The following is a 13,743-nucleotide window of genomic DNA, read 5'->3' on the forward strand; positions in this document are numbered from 1 at the left end:
ATACGGGGAGAGGATGCCGGCAGGCAGGTGAGGGGCGGCGCCGACATCGACAAATTGTTGGTCTCCGCCACAAATCGGAAACCGTTATCTTCCCGATATGGCTCTGGCAGCCGGCGTTCAGATGCTCAAATCCAGCGCCGCACTCTTTTGGCATAGTCGCGGTATTTTTTGCCGAACTTTGCCGACAGCATCTTTTCTTCCTTTTCCACCGCGACCTTCTGCGTGACGAAGGCGGCGACGAAGGCGAGCGGCAGGAACCAGACGATCCCGGAGATGAAGGCAACGCCGATCAACAGCAGCGTGTTGGCGAGGTACATCGGATTGCGGGTGATGCCGAAAGGACCCGTGGTGACCAAATGGTCCGGCACGGCGTTGGGGTTGAGCGTGGTCTTGGCCCGCGTCATGGTGCGGATGGCGGTGAACCAGAGTGCGGCGACGCCGAACAGCGCCACCCAGCCGGCCGCGTAGAGGAGGTCGCCCAGGAGGTCGCCGATCCAGGGCAGGGGAAAAAGCAAGCCGAGCGCGATGCTGATGGCGATGGCGGCGATGTAGATCAGCGGCGGCCACGGTATCAGCCCAGGTTTGGGCGGGGTCTCGGTCATTCGACACCTTCCTCCGTCATCTTGCTGTCGGTCCGGGCCGTGCAGGTGCCGGCGAGATCCGCCAGATGCGCTCTCCATTCGGCGGTCTGGTCGTTCTTGTAGAGCCGATCAAGCGTTGCCTCGCCCTCCAGCGTGTCCAGCATGCACCCACAATAGCTCGAACAGAACTTGCTGTCGCGCTGCTGCTCGCACGAGATCTGGCAGGTCTTGAGAAAGTTCACCTGCGGGGTTTCGACCTTGGCCGGCATTGCTTGCGAGAACAACCAGACACTGCCGATCAGCAGCGGCTGGTGAATCAGGTAGAAGGCCAGGCTGTGCCGGCCGATGAAGCCCAGCGGGTTGGACCAGCGCCCGGGTGCCACATCTGCCAGGCGCGCCAAGGCGCCGAAGCCGGAGGCAAGCTTGGTCGCTCCGAGGCCCACAAGCACCGCACCGAACCACGGGAACAGCGGGACATAGTCGTTGGAGTGTGGGTTGACCGCGGAAAGCCCGACCCACCACAGCCAGGGGTGATCGAACGATTCCAGCCGAAAATAGAAGGGAATGGCGATGACCGCCGCGGCGATCGGCAGTGTGAGCAGCGCCGGCAGGCGCAGGAATGCCAGCCCGAGCAGGCTCGCCAGCGCGATCTGGTGCAGGATGCCGAAGAAGATCCACCCGTCCGGCGTGGCGATACGGGTGGCGACCGAAATGGCGATCGCCGCTCCGGCGACCATGGCGAAGCGTCTCCAGAAGCCGTTCCAGCGGATCTCTTTGCCATGGGCGAGATACAGGCTGACGCCGACCAGGAACAGGAAGGTCGAGGCGATGCAGCGAGCATAGAACTTCCACCAGCCGAAGGCGGTCAGGCCGGGATCGGTGTAGCCGAAGAATTCCAGGTCCCAGGTGAAATGGTAGCTCGCCATGGCGATCAGCGCGATGCCGCGCAGCATGTCGACGGCGACGATGCGCTTGGTCTTCGGCAACTCCGCGGCGGGCATGGTCGGCGTCTGGATGCTCATGGTCTCGCGATCTGATTCAGCCCCGCACGAGGACTATCACGGTTACGCCGGACAAAAGAAGGCCGTGAGCTTCGATACGGACGATCAGCCGGCGCTGCATCAGGCACCCCTTTAGGCCAGCACCGGAAAGCCTTTGACCGGCTTCGTTTTAACCGGGGCACGTCGGTTTCCTGTTACCGGTCGCGAAATGATGGCCGCAGATTTGGCTGGTGATTCTGCTTTGGGGAAGCAATGTCCACGCATGTGCGCCATCCGATCTGGCTACCGGCCCTCAAGGCCGCGGATGCCCGCACCTTCGCCTCGCTCTACGCGGTCGAATCCTTCGCTCGCGCCACGGTGTCGAGCGTCATCCCGATCCAGGCCTACGAGATCCTCCACAACGAGCAGATCGTCTCGATCCTCTACACCATCGTGGCGATGCTCGGCCTGTCCGTGACCTTGTTCATGCCGATGCTGATCCAGCGCTTCGCGCGGCGCTGGGTCTACACGGCGGGCGCCTGCCTGCTGGCGATCGGCTCGCTGTTCTTCGTCACGCATACGCTCGCAGGGCAATTGGCCGGCATGCTGTGCCGTGTCATGGGCGCCAGTGCGCTGTCGATCACGCTCAACCTCTACATCATGGACCACATCCGCAAGACCGATTTCATGCAGGCCGAATCGCTGCGCATGGCGTGGTCGATGTTTGCCTGGACGGGTGGGCCGACGCTCGGCATCTTTCTCTACACGCGCTTCGGCATCTATGCCGCGCATGGCGCGGTCGCCGTATTCGCCTTGGCCCTGCTGGCGTTGTTCTGGACCTACCGGCTCGGCGACAATCCCTCGATCCGGCCGGGCAAGACGCGCCCGGTCAACCCGCTGGCCAATATCGGCCGCTTCGTCGCGCAGCCGAGGCTGAGGCTGGCCTGGCTGATCGCCTTCGGCCGCTCCTGCTTCTGGACGACATTTTTCGTCTATGGCCCGCTGTTCATGGTCATCACCGGTGAGGGCGAACTTGCCGGCGGCATTCTGGTTTCGGCAGGCAACGCGCTTTTGTTCATGGCGATTTTCTGGGGCAAGGCCGGTAAGCGCTTCGGCGGCCGCAGGACCATGACTTTTGCCTATTTCGCCATGTCGGTGGTGCTGCTGGCGGCGGGTGCCGTCGGCGAAAGCGCGCCGCTCGTCACCGGCGCCTTCCTGCTGTGCGGCGCCTTCTTCACCATCGCGCTCGACGCGCTGGGCTCGACCGCCTTCATGCGCTCGGTCCGCTCTTATGAGCGGGCGCAGATGGCTGCGGTCTACCGCACTTATCTCGACTTTTCCGAACTGACGCCGCCGCTGGTCTACTCGGTGGTGCTGGCCTTTTTCGGACTGGGCTCGGTTTTCGTCACGCTCGGCCTGCTTGCGGCGGTCTGCGGTTATGTCACCTGGCGGTATCTGCCGAAGTCGCTGTGAAGCTTACGGCACAAGCGCAGCATGTCGTTCGCGTACCCAATCGTGGAAGCGGTGGAGGTCGTACTCCTCCGGCATCAGCACGCCGGCCTTATGGCGCATGGAGCGCAGCCCTTTCTGGTTGACCTCGCAGATCGCGGCATCCTCCTCCAGCACCTGGGTGCCGAATCCGACGATGTTGTCGATGTCGGTGGCGGCGAGCGCGTCGGGCGCGAACAGCCATTCGGCGGTCAATTCGGTCTGCTCGGGGCCAAGCGGCACCAGCCGTACGGACCTGACATAGTCGACGTGGCCGACGATGAACATCGAGGGCAGGCTGGTGGCGTAGGTCTGGCCGGCGGCGCGCTCGGCCGGCGTCAGGCCCGAAAAGACCGGCCCATGCGCCTGGCCGTCACGTGACCATGTTTCGGCACCCGCCCGCAGCCCGCCGGAAAATTCCGGCGCGTCATTGTCGGCATGGCGGGTCCATTCGGGGTCGTCATGCCGGCCCATCAGGCCGCGGCCGTACATCGGCACCAGCCGCGACAGGTCCTTGTGGACGCCGGGGCAATGCAGGCATTCGTTGAAGTTTTCCCAGAAGATCTTCCAGTTGCAGTTCATCACCTTGCGCAGCACATGGCCCGATACCAGCGATTCCAGCGGCCAGTTGCCGAGATCGCCGGAGGCCGGGTCGAAGGATGAGTGCGCCGAGCCGGCGGCATCTTCCGCGAGATTGACGAAGACGAAGCCGCGCCAGACCGACAGCGCGACGCGATAGAGCGGATGGTCCGCCTTGTCGAAACCTTCGGGCAGCGTTTTCGATGGCACGCGCACGAGCTCGCCGCGCAGCGAATAGGACCATGCGTGGTAGGGGCAGGTGATCAGCCGCGCCTTCAGCCGCCCCTCGCGTTCCTGGCAAAGCTGCGAGCCGCGATGCCGGCAGGTGTTGTGGAAGGCGCGCAGTTCGCCGGTATCGTCACGCAGCACGACGATCTCCTGGCTGCCGACACGGAAGGTGCGGAAAGCCAGCGGTTGGGCGAGATCAGCTTCACGGCAGACGAGCAGCCAGTTCCTGTACCAGATGGCGTCGAGGTCGCGCTGGTAGGCCGCCGCATCCCAATAGGCCGAGGACGGCAATGTCGGCTCGGCCCGGGTGAGGCCGTTATAGGGGGCGTGCTGGCTCTGGACGGGCTGCATGGCTGGCCTCCTGTGAGGATGGCAGCCGACACCCGGCCACGGAAATTGTCAATTGCAGCGGAGCAAGCGGCCGGACGGCGCTAAAGCGCTTGTCGCCGTCGGAATTTGGTTTGCCGGATGCGGCGATTTTCCCTATAGTCACCTTCGTCGTCGGTTCCGATTGGAGCCAAGAGGGAATGCGGTGCGGGCAGATTTGTTGCCCAATGCCGTGGCTGCCCCCGCAACTGTGTGCGGTAGTCCTCTCCATATGCCACTGAAGATTTTCTTCGGGAAGGTGGGGAAGGGCGCTGATCCGCGAGCCAGGAGACCTGCCGGCGACAGGAAACTGACTTCGATGCCCTCGGGTGGAGGGTGAAAGGACAAGACATGAATACCGCTTCCGTCTCCCTCGGCGCCTCCATCTCCTCGCAGTCGCGCCTCCTGCAGCTCGCGCTCGCGGCGCTGCTCGGCGTTTTCGTCGTAGGCTTTGTCGGTTTCTCGCATATCGACGCGGTCCACAATGCCGCGCACGACTATCGCCACTCGATGGCGTTTCCCTGCCACTGATAGGGATTTGACATCATGAACCTGTTTCGCAACGTCGTGTTCATCGCGGCGATCGCAGGGCTCGTGGCCGGTGTCGTTCTCGCCTGCATGCAGGCCTATGCCACCGTGCCGTTGATCCTGAAGGCGGAAGTCTACGAACAGGCCGGCGGCGGCCACCACCACGACCATACCGCACCGGCCCCGACCGACAACAACGCCATGAACTCTGCCGCCCCGGCGGGCAATGCCATGAGCTCCGCCGCGCCGGCAGCCGCTGAAGCTGTTCCGGCTGAAGAGGAAGGCTGGGCGCCGGCCGACGGCTTCGAGCGCTTCGCCTTCAGCGTGCTTGCCAACATCGTCACCGGCATCGGCTTCGCGCTGGTCCTGGTCGCGGTTTCGGAATTCGCCGGCGGCATCGGCAACTGGCGCCAGGGCGTGTTCTGGGGACTGGCCGGCTTTGCCGTGTTCACGCTGGCGCCGGGCCTCGGCCTGCCGCCGGAACTGCCGGCCATGCCTGCCGCCGAGCTTCTGCCACGCCAGATCTGGTGGACGGCGACGGTGGCGGCGACGGCGATCGGCCTTGCCCTGATCGCCTTCCGCAAATCACTGCCGCTGGCGATTCTGGGCGTGGTGTTGATCGTCGCGCCGCATATTGTCGGCGCGCCGCAGCCGGACAGTTTCGAGACGCCGATTCCGGAAGGCCTGCACCATCAGTTCGTGGTGGCGGTAACCGTAACCAACCTGGTGTTCTGGCTCGTGCTCGGCGCTGTCGTCGTCGTGGTGCGCGGACGCTTCACCGGCAGCGCGACGAGCCTGCGCGACAGCTTTGCCTGATCGCGGAAGACTGACCTTCATCATCGGCGGTGCGCGCTCCGGCAAGAGCGCGCACGCCGAAACGCTGATGACGGCCTTGCCTTCGCCATGGACCTACATCGCCACGGCGCAAGCCTATGACGACGAGATGCGGCAGCGCATCGCGTTGCACCGGTCGCGGCGCGGCGAGGGCTGGACGACCATCGATGCACCGCTTGGCCTTGTCGGTGCACTCGAGGCCCTACCGGAGGACCAGCCGGTCCTTGTCGACTGCCTGACGCTCTGGCTGACCAATCACATGCTGGCCGATCATGATGTAGAGGCCGAATGTCGGCGGCTGGCTGACATGCTGTCGCGGCCGCGCGGACCCTGGTTCGTGGTATCCAACGAGGTCGGGCAAGGCATCGTGCCCGACAATGCGCTGGGGCGCCGGTTCCGCGACGCCGCCGGCCGGCTCAACCAGCAGGTCGCGGCGATTGCCGAGACCGTGCTTTTGATGGTGGCGGGGCTGCCGCTCAAGGTGAAGTGACATGACCGACATCGACGAAAAGGACGAAGAGCGCCACCGCGCCAAGATGGCCAAGCGCAAGGCGGTCCAAGACGCCGAGGTGGCGAGCAAGACGGTCGAAAAGGGGCTGCTGATCGTCAACACCGGCCCGGGCAAAGGCAAGACCACGGCTGCCTTTGGCCTGGCGCTGCGGATGCTCGGCTACGGCAAGCGCGTCGGCGTCGTCCAGTTCATCAAGGGCAAATGGCATACGGGTGAGAAGGAGGCCTTCGCCGCCTTCGGCGACCGCGTCGTCTGGCACGCGATGGGCGAGGGGTTCACCTGGGAGACACAGGATCTGAAGCGCGACATCGCGGCGGCCGAGGCCGCCTGGGCCAAGGCGCTGGAGCTGATGGCCGATCCGTCGATCAGTCTCGTCGTGCTCGACGAACTCAACATCGCGCTGCGCTACGAGTATCTCGATCTGGACAAGGTGGTTGCCGCGCTGAAAGCGCGCCGCGAGGGCCTGCATGTCGTCGTCACCGGTCGCAACGCCAAGCCGGCGCTGGTCGAGGCGGCCGACCTGGTGACCGAGATGGGGCTGACCAAGCACCATTTCGCGGCGGGCGTGAAGGCGCAGCAGGGGGTGGAGTTTTGAGAGCTGTTGTCCCCTTTTGTGGATGAGCATTCAAGTCTGGTCGCCAAACGCTTCCAGCAGGGCTCACTTCCTTTCCCTCCGGAGGGGGGGAAAGGTGGCGCTGCGAAGCAGCGACGGATTGGGGGAAGGCGGTTATCGAACGCGCGGTCCGCAGACAGGCAGGCGCAACCCGGCGGGTGCGAGAAACGCGACTGCCGAGCTCGTCGACCCCCACTCCGTCTCGGCTCGCCGAGCCACCTCTCCCCCGATCGACGGGGGAGAGGAAAGGCGCGAACCTGTTGCAGCCCGGCTCCCTTCCTCCCCTTCGGGAGAGAACTCACGGGGGGGGTGAGATCATGCCAGAATGACGATCGCCGAAACCACGCCGAACAGCGCGATCAACAGGCAGTCGGCGACGCGGTAGAGTTTCAGCGCCCGCCTTATGTCGATGCTGTCGGCTTCGCGACGGCCGCCTTCGCCCATGAACGCGTCGTCGACAACGACGCCGCCATAGCTGCGCGGCCCGGCGAGCGCCAGGCCAAGTGCGCCGGCCATCGCCGCCTCCGGCCAGCCGGCATTGGGCGAGCGGTGTTTTTTCGCGTCGCGCCGCACCGCCTGCCATGCGGCTTTCGCGTCGGCGCCTTTCACCAGGAAAGCCGCCAACGTGATAAGCAACGCCGTCAGCCTCGACGCCGGCAGGTTGATCCAATCGTCGAAGCGTGCGGCTGCCATGCCGAACGCTTCGTGGCGCGGCGTGCGATGGCCGATCATCGAATCGGCGGTGTTGGCGGCCTTGTAGGCGGCGCCGCCGGCGAGGCCGCCGACGCCCGTCCAGAAGGCGGGGGCAACGATGCCGTCGGAAAAATTCTCGGCCAGGCTCTCGATCGCCGCGCGGCAGACGCCGGCCCTGTCGAGGGTTTCGGGATCGCGGCCGACGATGCGCGAGACGGCGGCGCGGCCCATGTCGAGGCCGCCCGAGTCGAGCGCATCGGCGACGGCCTCGACATGCTCATAAAGGCTCCGCTGCGACAGGAACGATGTTGCCAGAAGGGCGGTGATGAACAGTCCCAGGGGAACGAACCAGAGCAGGATCTGCACGCACAGGCCAATTAGCGCCGGCACCAGCACGATGACCAGAAGCGCCTGGACACCACGTTGGCGACGCAGTGCGTCGGGATCAGTGGCGCGGTTGAGCCTGCGATCGAGAAAGGATATCAGCCTGCCAAACCACGTCACGGGATGGCCGATGGCGCGAAACAGCCAGTCGGGGTAGCCCAGCGCGGATTCGATGGCCAATGACAGGAAAGCGATCAGGACTGACATGAAGCTTCTTGAAGGAGCGGTGGACCATGGTGGAAGTCTCGGCCGGGCAAGGGCGCTTTTCCCCAACGCCCCCCAGCCTTTCGTCGACCTCTCGACCGGAATCAATCCGCACTCCTACCCGCTTTTCGAGCTGCCCGCCACCTCGCTGTCGCGATTGCCGGAAGCGGGGCGGGCGCGTGAGCTGACGGCGATCGCAGCCAGTAGCTATGGTGCGCCCTCGCCAGCCAATGTCGTCGCTGCGCCCGGTACGCAGATCCTGCTGCCGCGCGTGGCATCGCTGGTCGCGCCGGGCAGGGCGCTCGTTCTAGGGCCGACCTATGCCGAACATGCCCGCGCGGCGGCGATCGCGGGGCACGAGGTGACCGAAGTCAGCGATTTCGCTGATCTGGCGAATGCCGACCTTGCCGTCGTGGTCAACCCGAACAACCCGGATGGGCGCATCGTCGAGCGCGACCGGCTGCTGGCGCTGGCCGCCGGTTTGCGCGCCAAGGGCGGGCTGCTGGTCGTCGACGAGGCGTTCATGGATGTCGGCCCGCGCGAACACAGCCTTGCCGGCGATGTCGGCCAGGGCGGCATCGTCGTGCTGCGTTCTTTCGGCAAGTTTTTTGGGCTGGCCGGCCTGCGGCTTGGATTCGCGCTTGCCGATGCGCCGACGGCCCAACGGCTGGAAACGCAATTCGGACCTTGGGCCGTCGCCGGCCCGGCGCTGGAATATGGCATTCGCGCACTTGCCGATATCGGCTGGCAGGACGCGATGCGCGCGTCGCTGGCGGAGGTATCGGCTCGGCTCGACGGGCTGTTCGGTCGTTTCGGCGTGCCTGCCGCGGGCGGCACCACATTGTTCCGCTATCTCAGGCTGTCGGATGCCGCCGGCTTGTTTTCTGTGCTTGGGGAACGCGGCATCCTGCTTCGCCATTTCACCGACCGCCCGCATGTCCTGCGGGCCGGCCTGCCGGGGAACGGGGAGGAGTGGCTGCGGCTTGAATCCGCCCTTGCCGAATGGGCGGCCCGGCGCGAGGATCGAGCGGAAGGTATCAAACCATGATCCATGTCTGCTCGCTGGCAAAGGTCGAGGAAACGGTGGCGAGGACCGGCGCCGAGCGGCTGCTGTCGCTGTTGGCCGCCGGCACCGATGTGCTCCGCCCGGCCTCGATCATGAGGGAAAACCATCTGCACCTGGTCATGCACGACATCGCGGCGGCGCAGGATGGCATGACCATGCCGGGCGAGGAGCATGTGCGCAATCTGCTCGATTTCGCGCGCCGCTGGGACCGCGCAAGGCCGATGGTCGTTCACTGTTATGCCGGCATCAGCCGCTCGACAGCCTCCGCCTATATCATCGCTGCCGCGCTGGCGCCGAAACGCGACGAGGCCGAGCTGGCCCGGACGTTGCGGAGGTTGTCGCCTTCGGCGACGCCCAATCCGCGGCTGATCGCGGTGGCCGACGCGCTGCTTGGTCGAGGCGGCCGCATGATCGCGGCAATCGAAGCGATCGGGCGCGGCGCCGATGCCTTTGAAGGCAACCCGTTCGAACTGAGGATCGACGGCTAGAGGCTACTTCAGCCAATCGGCGAGCTTCGCCTTGCGTACGTCCCTAAGCAGGCTGACGAAACCATCAGCCTGATGTTCCGCTGTCAGCCGACCTTTTTCAGCCGTGGCAATGCTGGCGTCGCCGACCACGCCGTTCGGGTTGAGATCGCTGGCGATCCAGGCGAAGGCGTGGGTGCCGGTATGCCGCAGCAGCGCGAATTCCTTCTCGGCCTTGGCGACATTGGACACGAAATTGTCGGCCCTGGCCATGTCGACGAGATCCGGCCGGAAATGCAGCATCAGCGAGGTCTCGACGTCGCCGCCATGGATGCCGTGGCGGTCCTCGAGTTCGGTGTACATGCCGGCCGGGCGGCCGAAGCGTTGCCAACTGGTCTTCACCGCCAGCATCTTTTCGCGCACCCGCAATTCGCGCGTGACGATGCCCATGATCTCCTCGTTGCCGCCATGCGAGTTGACGACGACCAGCTTGCGCACGCCTGCCCGCGCAATCGACACGCCAAGCTCGGTCCAGGCGTCCGCCAGCGTCGTTGCCGGCAAAGTAAGCGTGCCCGGCGCGTGAAGATGCTCGTTCGATTTGCCCACCGCCTGGACCGGAAGGATGCGGATGTCGAGATCGTCGGGCAGGCGGGCGATCACCGTGTCGAGCATGCCGTTCATGATCGAGGTGTCGGTCGAGACAGGCAGATGCGGTCCATGCTGCTCGATCGCCGCCACCGGCAGTACGGCGATCGTCGCTTCGGGATCGATCGAGGCATATTCGGTGGTCCGATAGTCACCCCACCACACACGTCTTTTTGCTACGGTCATGTCATGCCTCTTCGATGAACGGTGAGACCTAGCGCGAGATACACGGCGTGTCGATCACCCGGCCGCGATGGCCTCGACCTCGACCTTGAATTCAGGCCGGGCAAATCCGCTGACGATCATCAGGGTCGAGGCCGGCGCGGGGTTCGAAAAAAGCCGGTCGCGAACATCCATATAGGGTCTCAGATGCGCGCGGTCGGTGACATAGGCGTTGATGCGAACGATATCGCCGAGCCCCAGCCCCGCCTCGCCGAGGATCGCGGCGATGTTCTTGAAGCAAAGCTCGGCCTGGGCGCCGGCGTCTTCGGGGATCTGGTCGTCCGCCGTGATCGCGACCTGGCCTGAACACAACACCAGCCGCTTGCCCGGGGGCACTTCGACGCCGTGACTGTAGCGGGCAAAAGGCGGCTTGATCGACTTCGGGGTGAGGAACTTGAACATGGCAATCTCCTGGATACCGCCAGCCTAAGACTGGATTCATCACAGCTTCAAGATGGCGGTGCATGTCGCCGGTGCGATTGTGGACAGGCGTTTAAAAAATAGGCACGATGCCTCCGGTGCAGCACGACCTTTCCGGCGTTCGCAGATGGCTGTGGTGCAGGCGGGCGGGTCCCGGCGCGAGACGCCGGTGGCATGTGTCTTGCTTCTTGAATCTCTGGTGTCGAGCCTGGCGCGTGGCGCGCCGGAGCAAACAAAGGGTGGTGGTGTCGATGTACGGAAAACTGAAGATGTCGGTAGCGGCGGTGGCCGTGCTTGCAGCGAGCACGCTTGGTGCCGCGGCAAATGAAAAAGTCACCTTCGGCACCAACTGGCTGGCCGAGCCGGAACATGGCGGCTACTACCAGGCCGTGGCCGACGGCACCTATGCCGCCTGCGGCCTCGACGTCACCATCATGCAGGGTGGCCCGCAGGTCAGCGGCCGGCCGATGCTCCTGGCCGGCAAGATCGATTTCTACATGGGCGGCAACCTGCTGTCGGCCTTCGACGCCGTCCAGCAAGGCATTCCGATGCGCGTGGTGGCGGCGGACTTCCAGAAGGATCCGCAGGTCATCATGTCCCATCCCGGCGAGGGGCTGGACAAATGGGAGGACCTGAAGAACGCCGAGCAGTACATTCTGGGTGACGAGGGCGCGCAGACCTTCTTCCAGTGGATGATCATCGAGCTCGGCTTCGACGCGGCCAAGCGCGTGCCCTACACCTACAACACTGCTCCCTTCCTCGCCAACAAGAAGTCGATCCAGCAAGGCTATGTCACGTCCGAGCCGTTCGCGGTCAAAAAGGAAGGCGGCTTCGTGCCCAACCAGTTCCTGCTCGCCGACTATGGCTGGGACACCTATTCGACGACGATCGAGGTGATGCAGGACACCATCGACAAGAAGCCGGAGGTGGTCCAGTGCTTCGTCGATGGCTCGGCCAAGGGCTGGTACAAATATCTCTACGGCGACAACAAGGCCGCCAACGACATGATCAAGAAAGACAATCCTGACATGACGGATGAGCAGATCGCTTTCTCAATCGAGCAGATGAAGAAGTTCGGCCTAGCCGATTTCGGCGACACCGAGAAGCTCGGCATCGGCGCCATGAACGAGGCGCGGATCAAGAGTTTTTACGACAAGATGGTCAAGGCCAAGGTCACGCCCGCCGGCATCGACATCACGAAAGCCTACACGCTGGCCTTCGTCAACAAGGGCGTCGGGCTCGAGCTGAAGAAATAGGCCGTCCCAGCATGATGCGGGAACAGGTAGCGCAGGCGCCGGCGAACGGGTCCGACACGGCTCCGGCATTGTTGGCGCTGCGGGGCGTCGGCAAGGTCTTTTCCAATGGCGTGACGGCGCTCGCCGACGTCGACCTGACGATCCGGGAAGGGGATTTCCTCAGCCTGCTCGGGCCGTCCGGCTGCGGCAAGTCGACGGCGCTGCGGCTGATCGCTGGCCTGTCAACGCCGACCTCCGGCATGCTCGACTGGCGTGCGGGCGGTTCGCTCGACCGCTCGAACATCGGCTTCGTGTTCCAGGAGCCGACATTGCTGCCCTGGGCCAGCGTTTTCGACAATGTCTGGCTGCCGCTTAGGCTGAAGGGCGTCAGCCGCGCCAAGGCGGCACCGGTGGTGACCGAGATGCTGGCAAGGGTTCATCTCACCGGTTTCGAGAACGCGGTGCCGCGCGAACTGTCGGGCGGCATGAAGATGCGCGTCTCGATCGCACGGGCCCTGGTGACCAAACCGCGCGTGCTTTTGATGGATGAGCCGTTCGCGGCCCTCGACGAAATCACCCGCTTCAAGCTCAACAACGATCTGCTGGAGTTGTGGCAGGACGAGCGCTTCACCGTCGTCTTCGTCACGCATAGCGTCTTCGAAAGCGTGTTTTTGTCCAACAGGGTTGTCGTGATGGCGGCGCGGCCAGGCAGGATCTTCGACGAGCTTGCCATCGATGCGGCCTATCCGCGCGACGAGGCCTTTCGCACCTCCCCCGATTATGCGGCGCTGTGCCGGCAGACGTCCGACGTGCTGGCCAAGGCCATCAATTCAATTGCAGGCTCGCATCATGACGACCCTTGACGGTGCATTGAAACTCGACCCCGAGGAAGCACGCCGCGCGCGCCAGGAGCGGCTCGAGCGGATCGGCCGCTGGGTTCTGCCGCTGGCGATCATGATCCTGGCGATCTGGCTGTGGGACCGTATCTGCGTGTGGAATGAAATTCCGCAATACATCCTGCCGCGTCCCGGTGTGGTGCTGGCAACGCTCTACAACGACGCCGGCCTGCTGTTCTCCGCACTGCTGGTCACCTTGCGCATCACCTTCCTCAGTCTGCTCCTTGCCGTCATCGGCGGCGTCGGGCTGGCGGTGCTGTTCGCGCAGTCGAAATGGGTGGAGATGTCGTTCTTTCCCTTCGCCATCGTGCTGCAGGTGACGCCGATCGTGGCCATCTTCCCGCTGATCAACATCTATGTCGACAACCAGACGACCAAGCTTCTGCTCTGCGCCTGGATCGTCGCCTTCTTTCCGATCCTCTCCAACACCACCCTCGGCCTGAACTCGGTCGACCGCAATCTGCGCGACCTGTTCAAGCTCAACGGCGCAACGCGCTGGCAGCAATTGCGCTATCTCAGGCTGCCGGCGGCGATGCCGTATTTTCTCGGCGGGCTGAAGATCGCCGGCGGCCTGTCGCTGATCGGCGCGGTGGTGGCCGAGTTCGTCGCCGGCGCCACCGGCCAGTCTTCGGGCCTCGCCTCGCGCATCATCGAGGCCGGCTACCGGCTGAACGCGCCCAGGCTGTTCGCGGCGCTGTTCCTGATCTCGCTGACCGGCATCCTGATCTTCCTCGTGCTGTCGCTGATTTCGCATCTCATCTTACGGCGCTGGCACGAGAGCGCGCTGAAGCAGGAGCGGTAGCGCC

General features: G+C 64.5%; 16 protein-coding genes and 1 riboswitch. Of the genes, 10 read left to right on the plus strand and 6 right to left on the minus strand.

Annotated features, from left to right (window positions below; genetic code table 11):
* Window positions 1-125: 125 nt before the first annotated feature.
* Window positions 126-602 (minus strand): isoprenylcysteine carboxylmethyltransferase family protein, encoded by a 477-nt coding sequence (locus FJ940_RS14485; RefSeq protein ID WP_140516398.1) that lies wholly within the window; start codon window positions 600-602, stop codon window positions 126-128.
* Window positions 599-1,603, minus strand: a complete 1,005-nt coding sequence (locus FJ940_RS14490; RefSeq protein ID WP_140656955.1) for a DUF1624 domain-containing protein — start codon at window positions 1,601-1,603, stop codon at window positions 599-601. The genes FJ940_RS14485 and FJ940_RS14490 overlap by 4 nt, the downstream gene beginning before the upstream one ends.
* 231 nt (window positions 1,604-1,834) lie before the next feature.
* Here FJ940_RS14490 and FJ940_RS14495 point away from each other — a divergent pair, with 231 nt between their 5' ends.
* A complete protein-coding gene (locus FJ940_RS14495) occupies window positions 1,835-3,034 on the plus strand; it encodes an MFS transporter (protein ID WP_140495600.1) in 1,200 nt (399 codons plus the stop codon).
* A gap of 3 nt (window positions 3,035-3,037) precedes the next feature.
* Here FJ940_RS14495 and FJ940_RS14500 read toward each other — a convergent pair whose 3' ends face one another.
* The gene (locus FJ940_RS14500; protein WP_140656957.1) at window positions 3,038-4,207 is read right to left on the minus strand and encodes an aromatic ring-hydroxylating dioxygenase subunit alpha; all 1,170 of its coding nucleotides are present in this window, start codon (window positions 4,205-4,207) and stop codon (window positions 3,038-3,040) included.
* 134 nt (window positions 4,208-4,341) lie between these two features.
* A riboswitch (cobalamin riboswitch) is annotated at window positions 4,342-4,538 on the plus strand.
* 35 nt (window positions 4,539-4,573) lie between these two features.
* Here FJ940_RS14500 and FJ940_RS14505 point away from each other — a divergent pair.
* Genes FJ940_RS14505 through cobO form a run of 4 tightly spaced genes read left to right on the plus strand, consistent with a single transcriptional unit; the run spans window position 4,574 to window position 6,690 of the window.
* A complete protein-coding gene (locus FJ940_RS14505) occupies window positions 4,574-4,753 on the plus strand; it encodes a CbtB domain-containing protein (protein WP_140495602.1) in 180 nt (59 codons plus the stop codon).
* Between the two features lie 15 nt (window positions 4,754-4,768).
* Window positions 4,769-5,566 carry a CbtA family protein gene (locus tag FJ940_RS14510; RefSeq protein WP_140656959.1) on the plus strand — a complete coding sequence of 266 codons (798 nt, stop codon included), beginning with the start codon at window positions 4,769-4,771 and terminating at the stop codon, window positions 5,564-5,566.
* Window positions 5,559-6,074, plus strand: coding sequence for a bifunctional adenosylcobinamide kinase/adenosylcobinamide-phosphate guanylyltransferase (cobU, locus tag FJ940_RS14515; RefSeq protein WP_140521135.1), 516 nt, complete (start codon window positions 5,559-5,561; stop codon window positions 6,072-6,074). The genes FJ940_RS14510 and cobU overlap by 8 nt, the downstream gene beginning before the upstream one ends.
* Before the next feature lies 1 nt (window position 6,075).
* Window positions 6,076-6,690 (plus strand): cob(I)yrinic acid a,c-diamide adenosyltransferase, encoded by a 615-nt coding sequence (gene cobO, locus FJ940_RS14520; protein WP_140495605.1) that lies wholly within the window; start codon window positions 6,076-6,078, stop codon window positions 6,688-6,690.
* 333 nt (window positions 6,691-7,023) lie between these two features.
* On the opposite strand, the gene cbiB is transcribed toward cobO, so the two are convergent.
* Window positions 7,024-7,992, minus strand: coding sequence for an adenosylcobinamide-phosphate synthase CbiB (cbiB, locus tag FJ940_RS14525; protein ID WP_140656961.1), 969 nt, complete (start codon window positions 7,990-7,992; stop codon window positions 7,024-7,026).
* Between cbiB and cobD the strand changes: the two genes are divergently transcribed.
* Window positions 7,991-9,037 (plus strand): threonine-phosphate decarboxylase CobD, encoded by a 1,047-nt coding sequence (gene cobD / locus FJ940_RS14530; protein ID WP_140521133.1) that lies wholly within the window; start codon window positions 7,991-7,993, stop codon window positions 9,035-9,037. The genes cbiB and cobD overlap by 2 nt on opposite strands.
* Entirely contained in the window at window positions 9,034-9,543 is a 510-nt protein-coding gene (locus FJ940_RS14535) for a tyrosine phosphatase family protein (protein WP_140495608.1), read from the plus strand. The genes cobD and FJ940_RS14535 overlap by 4 nt, the downstream gene beginning before the upstream one ends.
* Before the next feature lie 3 nt (window positions 9,544-9,546).
* Here FJ940_RS14535 and FJ940_RS14540 read toward each other — a convergent pair whose 3' ends face one another.
* The gene (locus FJ940_RS14540; RefSeq protein ID WP_140495609.1) at window positions 9,547-10,350 is read right to left on the minus strand and encodes a creatininase family protein; all 804 of its coding nucleotides are present in this window, start codon (window positions 10,348-10,350) and stop codon (window positions 9,547-9,549) included.
* Window positions 10,351-10,404: 54 nt separating this feature from the next.
* Complete coding sequence (locus tag FJ940_RS14545; protein ID WP_140495610.1) at window positions 10,405-10,788, minus strand: RidA family protein; 384 nt, start codon at window positions 10,786-10,788, stop codon at window positions 10,405-10,407.
* A gap of 269 nt (window positions 10,789-11,057) precedes the next feature.
* On the opposite strand from FJ940_RS14545, the gene FJ940_RS14550 reads away from it, so the two are divergent.
* Genes FJ940_RS14550 through FJ940_RS14560 form a run of 3 tightly spaced genes read left to right on the plus strand, consistent with a single transcriptional unit; the run spans window position 11,058 to window position 13,739 of the window.
* Window positions 11,058-12,062, plus strand: a complete 1,005-nt coding sequence (locus tag FJ940_RS14550; RefSeq protein ID WP_140656962.1) for an ABC transporter substrate-binding protein — start codon at window positions 11,058-11,060, stop codon at window positions 12,060-12,062.
* A gap of 11 nt (window positions 12,063-12,073) precedes the next feature.
* Window positions 12,074-12,904: an ABC transporter ATP-binding protein gene (locus tag FJ940_RS14555; protein ID WP_140623229.1), complete on the plus strand. Its 831-nt coding sequence runs from the start codon at window positions 12,074-12,076 to the stop codon at window positions 12,902-12,904.
* Complete coding sequence (locus tag FJ940_RS14560; protein ID WP_140516383.1) at window positions 12,891-13,739, plus strand: ABC transporter permease; 849 nt, start codon at window positions 12,891-12,893, stop codon at window positions 13,737-13,739. The genes FJ940_RS14555 and FJ940_RS14560 overlap by 14 nt, the downstream gene beginning before the upstream one ends.
* Window positions 13,740-13,743 lie beyond the last annotated feature (4 nt).

It is taken from the genome of Mesorhizobium sp. B2-3-7, from assembly GCF_006442695.1.
In the GTDB taxonomy this organism is placed as follows: Bacteria; Pseudomonadota; Alphaproteobacteria; order Rhizobiales; family Rhizobiaceae; genus Mesorhizobium.

Bases quoted from the DNA above. Each gene is read 5' to 3' on its own strand.
- FJ940_RS14485 (WP_140516398.1), bottom strand. From the start codon at position 602: ATGACCGAGACCCCGCCCAAACCTGGGCTGATACCGTGGCCGCCGCTG.
- FJ940_RS14490 (WP_140656955.1), bottom strand. From the start codon at position 1,603: ATGAGCATCCAGACGCCGACCATGCCCGCCGCGGAGTTGCCGAAGACC.
- FJ940_RS14495 (WP_140495600.1), top strand. From the start codon at position 1,835: ATGTCCACGCATGTGCGCCATCCGATCTGGCTACCGGCCCTCAAGGCC.
- FJ940_RS14500 (WP_140656957.1), bottom strand. From the start codon at position 4,207: ATGCAGCCCGTCCAGAGCCAGCACGCCCCCTATAACGGCCTCACCCGG.
- FJ940_RS14505 (WP_140495602.1), top strand. From the start codon at position 4,574: ATGAATACCGCTTCCGTCTCCCTCGGCGCCTCCATCTCCTCGCAGTCG.
- FJ940_RS14510 (WP_140656959.1), top strand. From the start codon at position 4,769: ATGAACCTGTTTCGCAACGTCGTGTTCATCGCGGCGATCGCAGGGCTC.
- cobO (WP_140495605.1), top strand. From the start codon at position 6,076: ATGACCGACATCGACGAAAAGGACGAAGAGCGCCACCGCGCCAAGATG.
- cobD (WP_140521133.1), top strand. From the start codon at position 7,991: ATGAAGCTTCTTGAAGGAGCGGTGGACCATGGTGGAAGTCTCGGCCGG.
- cbiB (WP_140656961.1), bottom strand. From the start codon at position 7,992: ATGTCAGTCCTGATCGCTTTCCTGTCATTGGCCATCGAATCCGCGCTG.
- FJ940_RS14535 (WP_140495608.1), top strand. From the start codon at position 9,034: ATGATCCATGTCTGCTCGCTGGCAAAGGTCGAGGAAACGGTGGCGAGG.
- FJ940_RS14540 (WP_140495609.1), bottom strand. From the start codon at position 10,350: ATGACCGTAGCAAAAAGACGTGTGTGGTGGGGTGACTATCGGACCACC.
- FJ940_RS14545 (WP_140495610.1), bottom strand. From the start codon at position 10,788: ATGTTCAAGTTCCTCACCCCGAAGTCGATCAAGCCGCCTTTTGCCCGC.
- FJ940_RS14550 (WP_140656962.1), top strand. From the start codon at position 11,058: ATGTACGGAAAACTGAAGATGTCGGTAGCGGCGGTGGCCGTGCTTGCA.
- FJ940_RS14555 (WP_140623229.1), top strand. From the start codon at position 12,074: ATGATGCGGGAACAGGTAGCGCAGGCGCCGGCGAACGGGTCCGACACG.
- FJ940_RS14560 (WP_140516383.1), top strand. From the start codon at position 12,891: ATGACGACCCTTGACGGTGCATTGAAACTCGACCCCGAGGAAGCACGC.